We start from the raw sequence: 14,647 nt of genomic DNA, 5'->3' as shown, positions 1-14,647 counted from the left end.
TTTGCAAGCCCGATCCCGGGCTAAGCCCTCCTGGAGGAAGAGGCGCCCTTTAGGGGGCGTAAAGGGCCAAGGCGCTCACCACCGGCCTGGGAGAGCCTTGGTAGGGGCTTCTCAGCCTGCCCTTGACCCAAAGCTGGGCCGAGCCCCCTCCGTCCATCCGGAGGGCGTTCCAAGCCCCCAGGGAGAGGAGGGCGCGGGCCAGGACCCCAGGGGTGGTGGGCTCGGAAACCAGGAGCCAAAGCCTCCCCTCCCGGGTCCAGGCCACCGCCGCCTGGGGGGCCACCGCCTGAAGCGGCCTGGGATCGCGGAAGTTTTCCTGGCTCGGGTCAAAGGCGTACTGGCCTTCCCTGACCAGGAGGGGGCCACCCTCGAGGGCGTAGCGGAAGGGTGGGTCGAGGCGGCCAAAGAGGCTTAAGGAGTCCCCTGGCCTAAGGGGGAAGGGGGGAGCCCCCTTGGGGAAGGCCAGGGCCCAGGTCCCAGGGGGAAGTTCCTGGGGAGCGGGGAGAATATTCTGGACCTTATCTCCCCGCACCAGGGCCACCTCTTCCCCTTCCCGGCCCACGGGCCCCGGGGCGGTGTAGGCCGTGTAGCGGGCGCGGGAAGCGTTGATCCCCACCCGCACCCGCTCGCCCTGGGGGCCCTGGACCACCGCCTCAAACTTGGGAAAACCCATAAAGAAACTGAAGCTGTCCCACAGGAGGGCCACCCGGCCATAAGGGTAGGAGACCGTAACCCCATCCTGCACCCACAAGCCGATGGGGGTGCCGCTTTTGGGGTCAAAGTAGCCCCCGTTGAGGACCGCTAAGGCGTCCTTGGCCAAGTCCTTGGGCAGGGCCCTTGCCCCAGGCCCACCCACGGGGATGAGCCTTCCCCGTTCCGCCTCCACCAGGTAGAGCCTTAAGGGTTCGGGGGAAAAGGCCCAGACCTCCCGGTAGCGGATCCCGGGGGCCAGGGGTTCGGCCACCTCCGGCTCCAGGGGGTACAGGTCCAGGACGAGCCGAGGGGGGTTTTCCAAGGGGAAAAGCCGGTAACGAAGCAGCTTTCCCTTAGCGAAAAGGCTCAGTTCCGTGCCCGTGGGCAGAAGCCGCACCCTGGCCTCCAGCCCTTTGGGCCAGGCAACCTGGAGCGTTCCCAAAGCCAGGTAAGGGAGAAGAAGGGTCAGGCGCTCCTGCCCTTGGGAGTCCTGGGAAAGGCCAGGGTAGGGCTGGGTTAGGTCCAGGACCAGGCGAAGGCCCCGGCCCTGAGGAGCAAACCGGACCCCGGCCTCCGGCGTGCGGAAATAGCCCAAAGACCTCAGGGCCTCGAGGGGCACCCTTTCCCCCTCGGGGGCAGGCAGTTGGGCATCGGGGGGTTCCACCCAGCCCACCCCCGGCACGTAGACCAAACGCACCCCCTCCCCCTCGTAAATCCAGGCCCCGGCCTCCTCCCGGAAGGAGAGGCCAAAGGTGCCGGCGGGAAGCAGGGTCTGGGCCAGGGCCCAGGGAAGGAGGAAGAGGAGGGCGACCAGCCTCATCCCCTCATGGGAGCACATAGGGGTTAGAGAAGCCTTAAAAGTGGCGCAGCGTTGCTGGGCCCAAGGGGCCTGGATCAGCCCTTTACCACGATGAGGGGCCGCAGGCGGGCCACCTTTTTGCCGATCCCGGCTCCCTGGACCGCCTCCACCACCACGGAAACATCCTTGTAGGCCTCGGGCATCTCCTCGTCCACGGTGGCCCTGGTGGCCGCCCGCACCAGGATGCCCCGTTCCGCCAGCTCCTTGATCAGGTTGCGCTCCCGGGCCACCCGCTTGGCCTGGTGACGGCTCATCTTGCGGCCGGCCCCGTGGCAGCTGGAGCCGAAGGATACCGCCATGGCCCTTTCCGTCCCCGAGAGCACATAGGAGTAGCGGCCCATATCCCCGGGCACCAGCACGGGCTGGCCCACGTGCCGGTACTCCAGGGGGATCTCGGGGTGTCCCGGTCCGAAGGCCCGGGTGGCCCCTTTGCGGTGCACCAGGACCCTTTTTCCCCTGTGCTCCTCAAACTTGGCGTTGTTGTGGGCCAGGTCGTAGAGGACCCTTAGGCCGTGTTCCCTGGGCGGGAAGCCCACCACCTCGAAGGCCTCCCGCACGAAGTGGGCGATGAGCTGGCGGTTGGCGAAGGCGAAGTTGGCGGCGGCGGCCATGGCCTGGAGGTAGTCCTGGCCCTCTGGGCTCTGGATGGGGGCTGCCGCCAGCTGTTTGTCCACCAGCTCTATGCCGTAGCGAGGGGCCACTTTAAGGAATTTCTCCACGTAATCCTGGCAGACCTGGTGGCCCAGGCCCCGGCTTCCCGTGTGGATGAGGACGGTGATCTGGTTGGGGAAGAGGCCGAAGACTTCGGCAGCCTCTTCGTCGTAGATCTGGTCCACGTACTGGACCTCGAGGAAATGGTTCCCGCTTCCCAGGGTGCCGATCTGGGGGGCTCCCCGCTCAAAGGCCCTATCCGAAACCTTGTCGGGGTTGGCCCAGGGAAGGCGGCCCTCCGACTCAATGAAGCGGAGGTCCTCTGGGTAGCCGAAGCCCCGGCGGATGAGCCAGCCCGCCCCCTCCTTGAGGATTTCCTTGAGCTCTTTTTTGCTGAAGCGCACGTCCCTGCGCTCGCTCCCCACCCCCGAGGGGATGAGGCGGTAGAGGGCATCCGCCAGCTCCCGTTGCCGGGGAAGGAGGTCTTCCAGGGTGAGAGAGGAGGCCAGGAGGCGTACCCCACAGTTGGAGACCACAAACCCTTCAGCCACGAAGTTATGTCCCTCATGGGCCATGGAGAGGTCGTAAACCCTTCCCCCATGGGGAACGGTTTCCATAGCCACTATCCTGTCAAAAAGCATGGGGCCGGCCCTTTGGAGAAACTTAGGGAAGGTGGGAAATCCCCAGGGACGGAAATTGCCTCGCTTCTCGTAGAGGGTACGCTCCACGAAGCGCCGAGGGAGGCCTAGGGTGGCGGCAATACCCTTTGGCCCTAGGCCTACCTGTCGTAGGGCTAAGACGTCCTCGGCCTGGATTTCCCGAGCTTCTAAGTGGGCCTTTTTTAGCCGCAGGTAGAAAGCGGCAACCTGGGCTAGCCAGGCCTTTTGGGGAGCGTACGCATAGCCCACCCTCTCGTAGAGAAGGCTCAGGTTTTCGGGTGTACTACGGAGGATCAGTTTGAAGCGGTGGGAAGGATCAGCCGGTTCCTCCCAATCCACTTCCTCACGTAGGGACTGGACTTCCAGGCCCAAGCTTTCCATTAAGCGGGCCAGGGCTTCCATGAAGGTTCGGCCACTTTCCAGCAGGCTTTTCCGCTTGGACTGGGAAAGCACAGGAGAGGCGAGGTTGTACCCATGTCCGCTTACCCACCTCGGAGCGGAGAGCTCAGCTCCAAACAGTCCGGCTAGAAAGTTGGCTTTATGCCAAGGGGGAAGGGAGAAGAGCCAATCAGGTAAGGCAAAAGCGGTTTGCGCCTTTGGGCCTTCGGGAAGGCCTAAGGCGTGGAGAAGGAGGAACAAAGCCCGGGAAGAAGCCTTAAGGCTAGCCTCTCGGTAGGTGAAGGTCCGTCCTCGGAAGCTGTGGTTTCGTACCCTAGCGTAGGGGCCCCCAGCCTGGAAGCCCAGACTCTTGAGGTCCTCCTTGGCTTCCAGGAGTCCTCCTTCATCCCCATAGAGCACCAGGTACCCCCTGCCTTGGGACCGGTAAAGGGTTCCATCCCCCAAGGCGTAGCCCAAAAGGCGGAGGATAGCGGGTAGGCGAGGGTGGTCTGTCCGCAGGGGGAGGAGCCCCTTCGTTTTCAACACGTCTGCTGCCCGGGGAAATCCCAGGGCACGGCCTAGGGCTTGGGCCCTTTCCTCGTCGAGAAGGGTGAGGGACGGTGGGGGTTCGTGGGGAAAGCCTTGGAAGGGGTGGATGGCCACTAGGTCCCCATTTTTCAGGGTGCCTATGGGGCGCATCCCCGAGGGGGTGTAGACGGGATGATCGGGGGTGGCCTCCAGGATGAACCCTCCCTCGGTGCGGAGGCGCACCAGGGTTTGTGCTTCTCGGGAGAGGAGGAGGAAGGCTTTGCCTGCCTCGGGTTTTTCCCCAAGCCGCCATACGGTGAGGAGGGGTTCTTGTTCCCTCGCCACCTCCTCTATAGGGCGGGTGTAGCGGTCATGAAAGAGTACACGGGTGCCAGCAGGCAGGCAGTTGATATCAAATCCCACCCCTCCCGGGCTCACCACCCCCCCATCCTCGGGGTCAAAGGCCGCCACCCCTCCGATGGGAAAGCCGTAGCCCCAGTGGATGTCGGGCATGGCTAAGGCGGGCTCCACGATCCCCGGCAGGGTGGCCACGTTCATGAGCTGTTGCAAGGAAGCGTAGTTTTCCCCCTCGAGGTCCTTTAGAATCTCCTCCGAGGCGAAGAAGACCGCATCCACCCGCATCTTCCCCTGGCGGGGGATGCGGTAGGTGTAGGGGGCGGTTTTCTCAAAGCGCATGGCGCCCTCCATGTGTTGGCCCTCCGGGCCAAGCAACCCAAAGCAAAAGGCCGGGCTTTTGGGCCCGGGCTTATCTTCAAGTTACAGCCGTATGCGGTATGCGTCAAGCCTATACAGGCCTAAGGGGCTTTGGGAGGTTCGGCGAGGGGGGTAACCTCCAGGTTGTCCAGGTAGAGCACCAGGTTCGGATCGTGAACCCCAAAGCCCAGCCCACCTTGATGGAAGTCGGGGTCTTTCCAGGAGAGAATCTCCCCTCCGTCCATGCTGAACCGGACCTCCCCTGTGCTCCGGGCGACGAGCTCAAAATGATGCCAGTGCTTGTCTTTGACAAACTGCCTTCCAGCCTCCGCCAGCTCGGGCCGTTTTGCCACCACCTGGCGCTGTTCCCCGAGAACCTTGGTGAGCTCTACGCCGTCATGGCCAAAGCGCAACTCCAGGGCCCGGGTTCCCGTGGGGTCCACAAACACCCGAAGGAGGAGGCCGGCAGACGGCCAATAGAAATCGCCAAGAGACATTGCTTCAAATCGAACCCGGTAGTCGGTCCACTCCCTTGCTCCTGTAGTAAGAAGTGCTCCACCAAACCCGGCTAAGCGGACGGCCCGAGTTATGGCATTCTGGGGGTTAAGCGCTTCGGTGATGGTGAATCGGGCGTCCCTCCCCCCGAGCAGGCCATATCGGTTTGGAGCTACCACGGTCAGGACTGCGCCAAGGGGATAGGATTCAAAGTCGTCAGCGAAAGGCAAGGGGTTTCCCGGAAGCACCCATTGGGGCACTCCCACCTGGGGTAAGGGCACGGTTGGTTCCAGCACCAGCCTGGGAGCGCATGCTCCCAATACGCCAAGGATCGCACCCACAAGGAGAGGCCATGGCCGTGTCATAGCTACCTCCTTTTTTCTTTAGGATAGCGCGCTTGCCTCCTGTTGTCCACAGGCGAAAGGCGGTAAAATCCCCCTGTGTCCAGCCTGGCCTTCGCCCTGGAAACCCATCCCGGCCTCAAGCGTCCCAAGAACGAGGACGCCGTGGGCCACGCCCTCACCCCTTGGGGTGGGGTCTTCGTGGTGGCGGACGGGATGGGGGGGCACCGCACGGGGGAGGTGGCGGCCAGGCTGGCCGTGGAGATGATCCTGGAGAACCTCTGCAATGCGGACCCAAGCCCCAGGGCCCTGCTTCAAGCCTTGGAAAAGGCCAACGAGCGCATTTATCAAGAGGCGCAACGCCCTGAGAACCGGGGCATGGGCACCACCGCCACCTGCCTTCTCCTGGATTTGCCCTATGCCCTGATCGCCCACGTGGGGGATTCCAGGGCCTATCTCCTAAGGAAAGGGGAGCTCACCCTCCTCACCGAGGACCACTCCTGGGTGGCGGAAAGGGTGCGCCAGGGGCTCCTAAGGCCCGAGGAGGCCAAGACCCACCGCTGGCGCAACGTGATCACCAATGCCCTAGGCTCTTTCCCCCAGGCCCGGGTGGACCTCATGGGGCTTAAGCTTGAACCCGGGGACGTGTTTTTGTTGTGTAGCGACGGCCTTTCGGGAGTTTTGGAGGACCGCACCCTCGGAGAAGTTCTAAAGAGTTTTCCTCCCGAAGAGGCGGCCAAGCGCTTGGTGGCCTTGGCCAACGAATGGGGGGGGCCGGATAACGTGAGCGCCGTAGTGGTGCGCATCCCCGAGGAGCTTCCCCAGGGGGGTCGACCTTATGCCCTGCCCCTGGAGGCGGCGGGGGGTGCCCCGGTGCGCCTCAAGCTGGGGGAGGAGCCCGAGGAACTCCCCACCCAGGTCCTGGAACCGGAGCGCCCCCGGGGGCGCTTGAACTGGCGGGACGCCCTTTTGGTGCTCCTATGGGTGGTGGTGGTGGTCTACATCCTCCTGGGCTACTTCAAAAGGCCCTAGACCTGTTAGACTCCTAGGGGTATGGAGCGGACCTTTGTCATGGTGAAACCCGACGGCGTGCGCAGGGGCTTGGTGGGGGAGATCCTTGCCCGCTTTGAGCGGAAAGGCTTTCGCATCGTGGGGCTTAAGCTTTTGCAGATCACCCAAGAGCTTGCGGAAAGGCATTACGCCGAGCACCGGGCAAAGCCCTTCTTCCCCGGCTTGGTGAGCTTCATCACCTCGGGTCCTGTGGTGGCCATGGTGCTGGAGGGGCCGAACGCGGTGGCCGAGGTGCGGAAGATGATGGGGGCCACCCACCCCAAGGACGCCCTTCCGGGCACCATCCGTGGCGACTTTGCCACCACCATTGACGAGAACGTGATCCACGGTTCCGCAGGCCTGGAGGATGCCAAGAGGGAGATAGACCTTTTCTTCCGGCCCGAGGAACTCCTCTAGGCTTGCTTGGAAGCCCGGGTTTACTCGCCGCTTTCTGGGGCCTGGGGAAGGCTTTGTGCCCTAAGCCGCTCCCAGGGGAAGCCGTCTAAGGGGTAAAAGCGGTCTGCCTGCTGGGCCAGGCGGTGGGAGGAAAGGGCGTGGAAGGTGGTGTTTTCCACCTGCTTGCCCATGTCCTGGACTACCCTGACCACCTCGGCGAAATCCCCATCTCCGGAGACCAAAACCGCCACGTCGTAGGCGTCGGCGTAGGCCAGGCGAAGGATGTCAATGGCGATCTGGATGTCCACCCCTTTTTCCACGAACCCCTCTGCCCGCCTCTCCAGGCGGCCTAGGCGCACAGCCACATAGGGCACCCGCTTCAGGTAGTTGAGAAAGCTCTGGTGGGCCTTGGCGGCGGGGTCTTCCGGGGGAAGGGGGGCGTTGTAGTAGTAGGCGCGAAGGAGCCTGCGCCCAGCGGTGAGAAGGCTTATAAACTCCACAAAGTTGAGCCGATAATCCGCCCCCAGATGCTGCACCAACCCCTTGTACAGGTTGGAGCCGTCTATAAATATCGCTACCCTTTCCATAATAAACCCGCCCCTTGCCGGGCTCTTCTAGTCTAGCCCAGATGGGTGAGAAAGTTTATAGCCCACCGCTCCTATGGAGCAGTGGGGGAAGGGATACACACTCCACGTAGCCCTTTTGGGCGGGGCTATCCTATCACGGTTTTCCCATGAGCGCAAGATGAGGGACAAAAGAATCCTCAGGAACGCACTTTTTCCGTTTCCGCGTACACGTCGCGGAAGACCCCAGGAATAGGGGCGTGGGGTTTGTGTACCCGGACCCTCACCCCCTCGAGGCGGGGGAAAGCCTTTAAGAGCTCCTCCGCCAGGTGGTCCGCCAGGGCCTCGATCAGGTAAAACCGCCGGTGGCGCACCACCTCCTCCACCAGGGCGTAGACGGCGGCGTAGTCCACGGTTTCCTCCAGCCGGTCCCCCCTGCCCTCAAAGGGCACCTTGAGCCAGAGGTCCACCACGAACCTGGCTCCCAGCTGGCCTTCCTCGGGCCTCACCCCGTGGCGGCCGTAGAACTCCAGACCCAAAAGGGCGATCTCCCCCACGTCTACCCCCTAAGGGCGTTCCACACCGCAAGGGCCTCCCGGTGGGCGGCCACGTCGTGGACGCGAAGGATCCTGGCCCCCTTCGTGGCGGCAAAGAGGTGGGCGGCCACGGAGCCAAAGACCCGTTTGGCGGGCTCCTCCACCCCCGTAAGCTCCCCGATGCTCCGCTTGCGGGAAAGCCCCACCAAAACAGGATGGCCCAGGGCCACGATCTCCTCCAGGTGTTTGAGGAGGGCGAGGTTGTGTTCCAAAAGTTTTCCGAAGCCAAAGCCCGGGTCCAGGACCACCTGGGGCACCCCGGCCCTTAGGGCCTTTTCCGCCTGGGCTTTTAGGAAGGCCTTCACCTCGGCCACCACGTCCCCGTAGCGGGCATGGGCCATCATGGCCTTGGGATCGGGCACGGGCATGTGCATGACCACCGCGGCCACCCCATACCGGGCGCAAAGGGCCACCATGCGCTCATCCCGAAGGCCCGTCACGTCGTTGAGGAGGTGCGCCCCCAGTTTCAGGGCCTCCGCCGCCACCTCGGGCTTGCGGGTGTCCACGCTCACCGGCACCCCCAGCTCCAGGACCGCTTCCAAAACCGGAAGAAGCCGCCTTTTTTCCTCTTCCAGGGGTACGGGCTCCGCCCCGGGGCGGGTGGACTCGGCCCCCAGGTCCAAAAGGTCCGCTCCCTCGGCCACCAGGGTCTTGGCCCTTTCCAGGGCCCTTTCCGGGTCCAGGTAGAGGCCGCCATCGGAAAAGGAATCGGGGGTGAGGTTGAGGATGCCCATAATCCTGGGGCGGGAAAGGTCCAGGGTGCGGTCGCGAAGCCAAAGCACGCAAGGATTATATTGGGGCCAGGGGGTGAAGCATGCGCCTGTTGGCTGCGGGGGAGGCGCCCGTGCTGCTTCTGCCCAAGGCCCTAACCCAGGTGCGACGCATTGCCGTGGGCCTGGACGAAAGCCCCGCAAGCCTCAGCGCCTTTAGGGTGGCCGATCTTCTGGTGCTGGGGTCCAAGGCCAAGAGCACCTGGCGCCACCGGCTTGGGCGTATGGTGGAGGTGCTTTCCCGCCAGAGCTCCTTGCCCCTTCTGGTGGTTCCCGAGGCCACGGTCTGGTAAGGTGAGGCCCATGCGCCACGGGCCTGGTTGGTTTCTTTCCCTTTCCGCCTACTGGTTTTCCACCAGTTTCAAGTGGTTCCTGGTCCTTTTGGTGATCCTGCCCGCCAAGGTGGCGGAGCTTTCCCCTCCCGAGGAGAAGGCCTCGAGGCTGGGGTTTCTCTTCGCCCTGGGGGCGGTGATGGCCATCCTGGGCCCCCCCGTCATGGGCTACCTCTCGGACCGCTTGGGGCGGAGGAAGCCCTTCCTCCTTTCGGGAAGCCTTCTCACCGCCTTGGCCCTCCTCCTTTTGGTCCATGCGCCCAGCTACCTCTGGCTTCTCCTGGCCTACCTGCTTTTGCAGGTGGCGGACGACCTGGCCACCGGGCCCTACTCTGCCCTCATCCCCGACCTGGTCCCCCGAAGGGAACGGGGCACCGCCTCGGGGTATATGGGGGTGTTGCAGGTTTCCGGCCAGATCCTAGGGGGTGCGGTGGGCTTCCTTTTCCCCTTGGCCGTTCAGGCGTACCTGGCGGCCCTCCTGAACCTGGCGGGGGCGGGCTTGAGCATGCGGGTCATCCCCGACCAACCCCTAAAGGCCAACCCCAGGCCCTTTTGGGCTGCCATGAGGAGGCCCTGGACGGATAGGGACTTCCTGCTGGTCTACCTTACCCGCTTCCTGGTGATGCTGGGGTTTTACCTGGCCCAGACCTACCTGCAGTACTTTCTGGCCGACGTGGTGCGGGTCTTCCAAGCCTTGGGGCGGGTCCTCACGGAAGAGCCCTTCCAGGCGGTGGCCCTTTTGGGTCTCCTCATCTCCTTGGGGGCTGCTTTGGCCAGCGTCCCCGCAGGCCGGGCCTCGGACCGGCTCGGGCGCAAGCCCCTCATTTACCTTTCGGGGGTTGGCCTGGGCCTTTTGATGCCCTTCATCCTCCTTTTTCCCCGCTATGAGGTCATGCTTTTCCTCTCCCTCTTCTTTGGCCTTTTCTATGGGGTCTACCTGGCGGTGGACTGGGCCTTGGTGGCGGATGTGCTTCGCGACCCCGAGGCCCACGCCACCGACATGGGCCTGTGGCAGACCTCCATCGTGGTGCCCCAGGTGTTGGCGGGGGCTTTCGGGCGGCCGTTGGACCTTCTCAATGCCCACGAGGAGGGCCTGGGGTACCTGGTGCTCTTTTTGCTGGCGGGGGCCTTCTTCCTCTTGGGGGCGTTTTTGGTGGCCCCTATCCGCCGGGCCCGCTAGGGCTTGGAAATGGAAGGGCCACAGGGAAAAATCCCTCCTGGACGCAACCCCGCATTGACATCCCCGGTTGCCCTGGGTAGGATGGGGCGGGTTTCAAGGGGGTTGGGAATGCGCTTTCTTCTGGGTCTTTCTAGAGCCATAGATACGCTTACCGAGGCGGTGGGAAGGGTAACCGTGTGGTTGGTGCTTTTGGTGGCCTTGGTGTCCGCCGGCAACGCCATCATGCGCTATGGGTTCAACTACAGTTCCAACGCCTACCTCGAGGCCCAGTGGTACATGTTCAGCCTCATCTTCCTCCTGGGCGGGGCCTACGCCTTGAAGCATAACGCCCACGTGCGCATTGACCTTGTCTTTGGTCGCTTCTCCAAGCGCACCCAGGCTTGGATTGACGTGGTGGGGACGGTGCTCTTCCTTCTGCCCATGGCGGTAGGGGTCATCTACCTCTCCTGGCCCTGGGCCATCAACTCTTTTCTAGGCAAGGAGATGTCCCCCGATGTGGGCGGGCTCCCCCGCTGGCCCATTAAGCTGGCCCTGCCCTTGGGGTTTGCCCTGTTGGCCCTTCAGGGCATTTCTGAGCTCATCAAGCGCATCGCCTACCTCACAGGGCATTGGCAACCCGTGGAAGAGGAGCCGGAGGTGCTGGAATGAACCTGGAAAGCCTCATGCCTCCCCTGATGTTTTTGGCCCTGGTGGTGTTCTTGCTCTCCGGCTACCCTGTGGCCTTCTCCTTGGGGGCGGTGGGCATCGTCTTTGGCTTTTTGGGCATAGCCTTGGACATCTTCCCCGCACCCCTTCTTAAGGCCATGCCCGACCGCATCTTCGGCATCATGTCCAACCAGCTCCTCTTGGCCATCCCCTTTTTCACCTTCATGGGGATCATCCTGGAGAAAAGCGGCCTGGCCGAGGATCTCCTGGACACCATGGGGAAGCTCTTCGGGCCATTAAGGGGGGGGCTGGCCCTGAGCGTGGTCTTCGTGGGGGCCATCCTGGCGGCCACCACGGGCGTGGTGGCCGCCAGCGTGATGGCCATGGGCCTTATTTCCTTGCCCATCATGCTGAAGTATGGCTATAACCCCCGCCTGGCCAGCGGGGTGATCCTGGGCTCGGCCACCCTGGCCCAGATCATCCCCCCTAGCGTGGTCCTCATCGTGCTTTCGGACCAGCTTGGGGTTTCCGTGGGGGATATGTACAAGGCGGCCCTGATTCCCGCTGGGCTCACCGTGGGCCTTTACTTTCTCTACGTGATCTATGTGGCCCTTTTCCGTCCCACGTGGGCCCCTGCCCTTCCCCTCGAGGCCCGGCCCGATGCCGGCAAGGAGGCCCAGGCGGCCTTCGCCTTGCTTTCCTATCTCCTCGTGGGGGTGGGGGCCTATGCCGTGGGGCGCTTTTTGCCTGCCTGGGCGGAGTGGCTGGAGGTGCTATTGGCCTTAGGGGTTTGGACCCTGGTGCTCCTTCCCTGGATCCGGAAAAACCCCCTTCTCAAAAGGGCCCTCCTTTCCATGGTGCCTCCCTTGGTCCTGATCTTCTTGGTGCTGGGCACCGTGCTCATCGGCCTGGCCACCCCCACGGAGGCCGGGGCCATGGGGGTGGTGGGGGCCTTGATCCTGGCGGCTTTGAACAGGAGGCTTTCCTTTAAGGTCCTCTACGGGGCCATGGAGGGCACGGCCAAGCTCACCGCCTTCGTCATCTTCATCCTCATCGGCTCCACCCTCTTCAGCCTGGTCTTCCGCGGGGTGGATGGGGACCTTTGGGTGGAGGGCTTCCTCACGGGCTTGCCGGGTGGGGAGGTGGGCTTCATCCTCTTCGTGATGGTTCTCGTCTTCTTCCTGGGCTTCTTCATAGACTTCTTTGAGATCGCCTTCATCGCCTTGCCCCTTTTGGCCATCGGGGCCGAGGCCTTGAACATTGACAAGCTCTGGTTCGGCCTTTTGGTGGGGGTGAACCTGCAGACCTCCTTCCTCACCCCGCCCTTTGGCTTCGCCCTTTTCTACCTGCGGAACGTGGCCCCCAAGGAGGTGAGGACGGAGGACATCTACCTGGGGGGGATTCCCTTCATCGGGCTACAGCTTCTGGTCCTCCTCTTCGTCTACTTCCTGCGGGAGCCCATCCTGCGCTTTGTGAGCGGTATGGGTTTTGGGGGCTAGGCCCTAGACTGGGGGTATGGACCTGACCCACTTCAAGGACGGGAAGCCCCACATGGTGGACGTGACGGCGAAAGCGGCCACCTTCCGCACCGCCACCGCCGAGGCCTATGTGGGGCTCACGGAAGAAGCCCTGGCCGCCTTGGAAGGGGGTGGGGTGGGGAAGGGGGACCCCCTGATGGTGGCCCAGCTGGCGGGCATCATGGGGGCCAAGAAAACCTCGGAGCTCATCCCCCTCTGCCACCCCTTGCCCCTCACCGGGGTGGAGGTGCGGGTGGAGCTGGAAAAGGAGGCCAAAAGGGTGCGCATCGAGGCCACGGTGCGCACCAAGGCGGAAACCGGGGTGGAGATGGAGGCCCTGACCGCCTGCGCCGTGGCGGCCCTCACGGTTTACGACATGCTGAAGGCGGCCTCCAAGGGGCTTGTCATCTCCCGGGTGCAGCTTCTGCACAAGGCGGGGGGGAAGAGCGGGGAGTGGCGGCGGTCCGAAGCCCCCTAATACCCCATGGGTGTATACTTGGGCTATGCGCATCGCCGTCGCCTTGGCCAAAAACGATGATGGGAGGGTTTATCCGGGTCCTTTTGGGCACGCGCCCCGCTTTGCCATCTATGAGGTGGGGGAGGGGGGAGGGGTGAGCCTCCTCGAGGTCCGGGAAAACCCCTACGCCGCCATGGAGGGCGGGGGGAAGCACGAGCTCATGCGGGAGCTTCTCAAGGATGTGGACCTGCGGGTGGGGGCCCGCTTCGGCCACGGGGGTTCCACGGGGGCTTTCCCCATGGCGGATCGGCTGGAGGTGGGGCCTGTGAGCGTGGCCGAGGCCCTGGAAAAGGTCAGGGCCCGCTAAAGTAGCGCCGTAAAAGCTCCTTGGCCTCGGGGGAAAGAGGGGTGCGTTCCAGGTAGACCTCCACGCCGCGGCGCACCTCCTCTGGGGGAACCCCTGCCCGCCAGGGGGAGGGCAGGCCCTCGCCCTTCCCTTCCTCTCCAGGCCAAAGAAGCTCCTGCCCGGGCCCTTGGGGTTTGGGTAAGGGTAGGGAGGCGGGCGCCTCCACCTTTGGGGAAGGCCCCGAGGTGCCTGGGGTGGGGGTGCCTGCCCCCTGGGGTCTTTCCGGTTCCTGCTCGGAAAGGCCCGGACGGGTCCTCGATCCCCCTTGCCCCTCCGCGGGCGCTGGGGTTCCCCCCTCCCCTGGGGCCTGAGGGGAAGCCTTGGGCGGGGTGGGGGAAGGTTCCTGGGGGCTAGGCCCTGGGGCTTGGCCCTCTTGGGGGGTTGGGGCAGGTTGGCCCTGGCCGGTTTCCGTCCCCTGCGTGCTTCCTGGGGAATCTGGGGTTTGGGTGGTTTTCCCAGGGGATGGCCCCGGTGCTTCGGCTGGCTTCCCCCAATCCGGGGGGTCCTGGGGGGTTGCGGGGCGCTCGGCCCCAAGAAGGGACCAGAAGGGGCGGGCTTCCCTGGGGGAAAACCCCGCCCACGAGCCCAGGGCCAAGGCCAGGAGGACCAGGTAGAGGGCGAAAAGGCCCAAGGGGAAGGGGGGAGGAGGGATCTCCACCTTGCGGGCCTCCTGCCAAAGCCGCTCCTCCCCGTAGGCCAAGGCGGTGGGATAGGCCAGGCTGGCCCGGGCGATTTCCCGCAGCGCCCGCCCTTCCCAAAGCCGGGCGGGAAGCAAAAAGGGCAGGGGGGAGGCCAGGGCGAAAAAGGGGTGGAGGAAACCCAGTAGCGCCAAGGAAATGGCCAAGAGAAGCTGGTGGCGCCAGGCCAGGCGCCTTGCGTAGAGAAGGTGGAACCCAGGCTCCACGGCAAGACCATTATCCCCCGCCAGGGGCTACGGAAAAGGTTCCCGGGGCCTAAAGGCCCCGGGGGGAGGGAGTACGCCGGTCTACTTGACCGGGGGACGGGACTTGAGGACCTCCTGGGGGGACCTGGCCTTGGCCCTTTGCGCCTTCACCTCCTGGGTGCTTATGGGCTTGGCCTTGGACTTGGCGAAGGTGGTGAGGATGTGGTTCAGGAGATCGGCCACCTCCTGGTCCTTGAGCTGGCGGAAGGGAGGCATGACCCCGTTATAGGTCTTTCCCTCCACCGTCAGGCTTCCTTGAAGGCCGTAGAGGACCACCCGGATCAGGTATTCCCGGCCCCCCTTAGCCTGGACCACCTTGTCCAGATGGGTGAGGGGAGGGAAGGCTCCGGGAACCCCCTGCCCATTAGCCTGGTGGCAGCTTTGGCAGTTGGCGGAATAGAGCTTGGCCCCAGGGCTTTGCGCCAGGGCTAGGGAACCCAAAAATGCCAACAGAATAAGCCCGCGCCTCATGGT

General features: G+C 64.1%; 16 protein-coding genes and 2 pseudogenes. 8 read left to right on the top strand and 10 right to left on the bottom strand.

Going from position 1 to position 14,647, the window contains the following annotated elements; all coding sequences use genetic code 11:
* Nucleotides 1–49: 49 nt before the first annotated feature.
* From DK874_RS06090 to DK874_RS06080, 5 genes and pseudogenes are all read right to left on the bottom strand, one after another.
* Nucleotides 50–1,513, bottom strand: coding sequence for a phosphodiester glycosidase family protein (locus DK874_RS06090; RefSeq protein WP_114313134.1), 1,464 nt, complete (start codon nucleotides 1,511–1,513; stop codon nucleotides 50–52).
* 74 nt (nucleotides 1,514–1,587) lie between these two features.
* Complete coding sequence (locus tag DK874_RS12060; RefSeq protein WP_369126466.1) at nucleotides 1,588–2,820, bottom strand: RtcB family protein; 1,233 nt, start codon at nucleotides 2,818–2,820, stop codon at nucleotides 1,588–1,590.
* A 1,188-nt stretch (nucleotides 2,821–4,008) separates the two neighbouring features.
* Nucleotides 4,009–4,113, bottom strand: a pseudogene (locus tag DK874_RS12110) (hypothetical protein); the annotation flags it as partial.
* A gap of 33 nt (nucleotides 4,114–4,146) precedes the next feature.
* Nucleotides 4,147–4,464 (bottom strand): annotated as a pseudogene (locus DK874_RS12105) (RtcB family protein); the annotation flags it as partial.
* 119 nt (nucleotides 4,465–4,583) lie between these two features.
* The gene (locus DK874_RS06080; RefSeq protein ID WP_114313132.1) at nucleotides 4,584–4,979 is read right to left on the bottom strand and encodes a hypothetical protein; all 396 of its coding nucleotides are present in this window, start codon (nucleotides 4,977–4,979) and stop codon (nucleotides 4,584–4,586) included.
* A gap of 438 nt (nucleotides 4,980–5,417) precedes the next feature.
* Here DK874_RS06080 and DK874_RS06075 point away from each other — a divergent pair, with 438 nt between their 5' ends.
* Both DK874_RS06075 and ndk read left to right on the top strand, forming a co-directional pair.
* Nucleotides 5,418–6,350 carry a PP2C family protein-serine/threonine phosphatase gene (locus DK874_RS06075; RefSeq protein ID WP_114313131.1) on the top strand — a complete coding sequence of 311 codons (933 nt, stop codon included), beginning with the start codon at nucleotides 5,418–5,420 and terminating at the stop codon, nucleotides 6,348–6,350.
* A gap of 21 nt (nucleotides 6,351–6,371) precedes the next feature.
* Nucleotides 6,372–6,785: a nucleoside-diphosphate kinase gene (gene ndk, locus DK874_RS06070; protein WP_114313130.1), complete on the top strand. Its 414-nt coding sequence runs from the start codon at nucleotides 6,372–6,374 to the stop codon at nucleotides 6,783–6,785.
* Nucleotides 6,786–6,805: 20 nt separating this feature from the next.
* Here ndk and DK874_RS06065 read toward each other — a convergent pair whose 3' ends face one another.
* The 3 genes from DK874_RS06065 to folP form a co-directional block, all read right to left on the bottom strand.
* Nucleotides 6,806–7,351, bottom strand: a complete 546-nt coding sequence (locus tag DK874_RS06065; protein ID WP_114313129.1) for a LabA-like NYN domain-containing protein — start codon at nucleotides 7,349–7,351, stop codon at nucleotides 6,806–6,808.
* Nucleotides 7,352–7,527: 176 nt separating this feature from the next.
* Complete coding sequence (gene folB, locus DK874_RS06060; protein ID WP_114313128.1) at nucleotides 7,528–7,884, bottom strand: dihydroneopterin aldolase; 357 nt, start codon at nucleotides 7,882–7,884, stop codon at nucleotides 7,528–7,530.
* Between the two features lie 2 nt (nucleotides 7,885–7,886).
* The gene (folP, locus tag DK874_RS06055; protein WP_114313127.1) at nucleotides 7,887–8,705 is read right to left on the bottom strand and encodes a dihydropteroate synthase; all 819 of its coding nucleotides are present in this window, start codon (nucleotides 8,703–8,705) and stop codon (nucleotides 7,887–7,889) included.
* A gap of 32 nt (nucleotides 8,706–8,737) precedes the next feature.
* Here folP and DK874_RS06050 point away from each other — a divergent pair, with 32 nt between their 5' ends.
* The 6 genes from DK874_RS06050 to DK874_RS06025 all read left to right on the top strand — a co-directional run bounded on the left by DK874_RS06050 (nucleotide 8,738) and on the right by DK874_RS06025 (nucleotide 13,191).
* Nucleotides 8,738–8,986: a hypothetical protein gene (locus DK874_RS06050; RefSeq protein ID WP_240307616.1), complete on the top strand. Its 249-nt coding sequence runs from the start codon at nucleotides 8,738–8,740 to the stop codon at nucleotides 8,984–8,986.
* A 10-nt stretch (nucleotides 8,987–8,996) separates the two neighbouring features.
* Complete coding sequence (locus tag DK874_RS06045; RefSeq protein ID WP_114313126.1) at nucleotides 8,997–10,205, top strand: MFS transporter; 1,209 nt, start codon at nucleotides 8,997–8,999, stop codon at nucleotides 10,203–10,205.
* A 108-nt stretch (nucleotides 10,206–10,313) separates the two neighbouring features.
* A complete protein-coding gene (locus DK874_RS06040) occupies nucleotides 10,314–10,853 on the top strand; it encodes a TRAP transporter small permease subunit (protein ID WP_114313125.1) in 540 nt (179 codons plus the stop codon).
* Complete coding sequence (locus tag DK874_RS06035) at nucleotides 10,850–12,349, top strand: TRAP transporter large permease (RefSeq protein ID WP_114313124.1); 1,500 nt, start codon at nucleotides 10,850–10,852, stop codon at nucleotides 12,347–12,349. Before DK874_RS06040 ends, DK874_RS06035 begins: the two co-directional genes overlap by 4 nt.
* Nucleotides 12,350–12,365: 16 nt before the next feature.
* On the top strand, nucleotides 12,366–12,845 hold the full coding sequence (gene moaC, locus DK874_RS06030; RefSeq protein ID WP_114313123.1) for a cyclic pyranopterin monophosphate synthase MoaC: 480 nt from the start codon (nucleotides 12,366–12,368) through the stop codon (nucleotides 12,843–12,845).
* 25 nt (nucleotides 12,846–12,870) lie between these two features.
* The gene (locus DK874_RS06025; protein ID WP_114313122.1) at nucleotides 12,871–13,191 is read left to right on the top strand and encodes a NifB/NifX family molybdenum-iron cluster-binding protein; all 321 of its coding nucleotides are present in this window, start codon (nucleotides 12,871–12,873) and stop codon (nucleotides 13,189–13,191) included.
* Here the strand turns inward: DK874_RS06025 and DK874_RS06020 are convergent.
* The gene (locus tag DK874_RS06020; protein ID WP_114313121.1) at nucleotides 13,178–14,134 is read right to left on the bottom strand and encodes a hypothetical protein; all 957 of its coding nucleotides are present in this window, start codon (nucleotides 14,132–14,134) and stop codon (nucleotides 13,178–13,180) included. The two genes, DK874_RS06025 and DK874_RS06020, sit on opposite strands and share 14 nt — an antisense overlap.
* Before the next feature lie 81 nt (nucleotides 14,135–14,215).
* Nucleotides 14,216–14,644: a c-type cytochrome gene (locus DK874_RS06015; protein WP_114313120.1), complete on the bottom strand. Its 429-nt coding sequence runs from the start codon at nucleotides 14,642–14,644 to the stop codon at nucleotides 14,216–14,218.
* Nucleotides 14,645–14,647 lie beyond the last annotated feature (3 nt).

Origin of the sequence: Thermus caldifontis, from assembly GCF_003336745.1 — a bacterium.
Taxonomy (GTDB): Bacteria; Deinococcota; Deinococci; order Deinococcales; family Thermaceae; genus Thermus; species Thermus caldifontis.
Note: the sequence above shows the minus strand (reverse complement) of the source record. Positions and strands in the feature narration are given on the sequence as shown.

What these genes read in the sequence shown, in the direction of transcription:
- DK874_RS06090 (WP_114313134.1), bottom strand. Translation starts at nt 1,513, where the DNA reads ATGAGGCTGGTCGCCCTCCTCTTCCTCCTTCCCTGGGCCCTGGCCCAG.
- DK874_RS12060 (WP_369126466.1), bottom strand. Translation starts at nt 2,820, where the DNA reads ATGGAAACCGTTCCCCATGGGGGAAGGGTTTACGACCTCTCCATGGCC.
- DK874_RS06025 (WP_114313122.1), top strand. Translation starts at nt 12,871, where the DNA reads ATGCGCATCGCCGTCGCCTTGGCCAAAAACGATGATGGGAGGGTTTAT.
- DK874_RS06035 (WP_114313124.1), top strand. Translation starts at nt 10,850, where the DNA reads ATGAACCTGGAAAGCCTCATGCCTCCCCTGATGTTTTTGGCCCTGGTG.
- DK874_RS06045 (WP_114313126.1), top strand. Translation starts at nt 8,997, where the DNA reads ATGCGCCACGGGCCTGGTTGGTTTCTTTCCCTTTCCGCCTACTGGTTT.
- moaC (WP_114313123.1), top strand. Translation starts at nt 12,366, where the DNA reads ATGGACCTGACCCACTTCAAGGACGGGAAGCCCCACATGGTGGACGTG.
- DK874_RS06065 (WP_114313129.1), bottom strand. Translation starts at nt 7,351, where the DNA reads ATGGAAAGGGTAGCGATATTTATAGACGGCTCCAACCTGTACAAGGGG.
- DK874_RS06015 (WP_114313120.1), bottom strand. Translation starts at nt 14,644, where the DNA reads ATGAGGCGCGGGCTTATTCTGTTGGCATTTTTGGGTTCCCTAGCCCTG.
- ndk (WP_114313130.1), top strand. Translation starts at nt 6,372, where the DNA reads ATGGAGCGGACCTTTGTCATGGTGAAACCCGACGGCGTGCGCAGGGGC.
- DK874_RS06050 (WP_240307616.1), top strand. Translation starts at nt 8,738, where the DNA reads ATGCGCCTGTTGGCTGCGGGGGAGGCGCCCGTGCTGCTTCTGCCCAAG.
- DK874_RS06080 (WP_114313132.1), bottom strand. Translation starts at nt 4,979, where the DNA reads ATGTCTCTTGGCGATTTCTATTGGCCGTCTGCCGGCCTCCTCCTTCGG.
- DK874_RS06040 (WP_114313125.1), top strand. Translation starts at nt 10,314, where the DNA reads ATGCGCTTTCTTCTGGGTCTTTCTAGAGCCATAGATACGCTTACCGAG.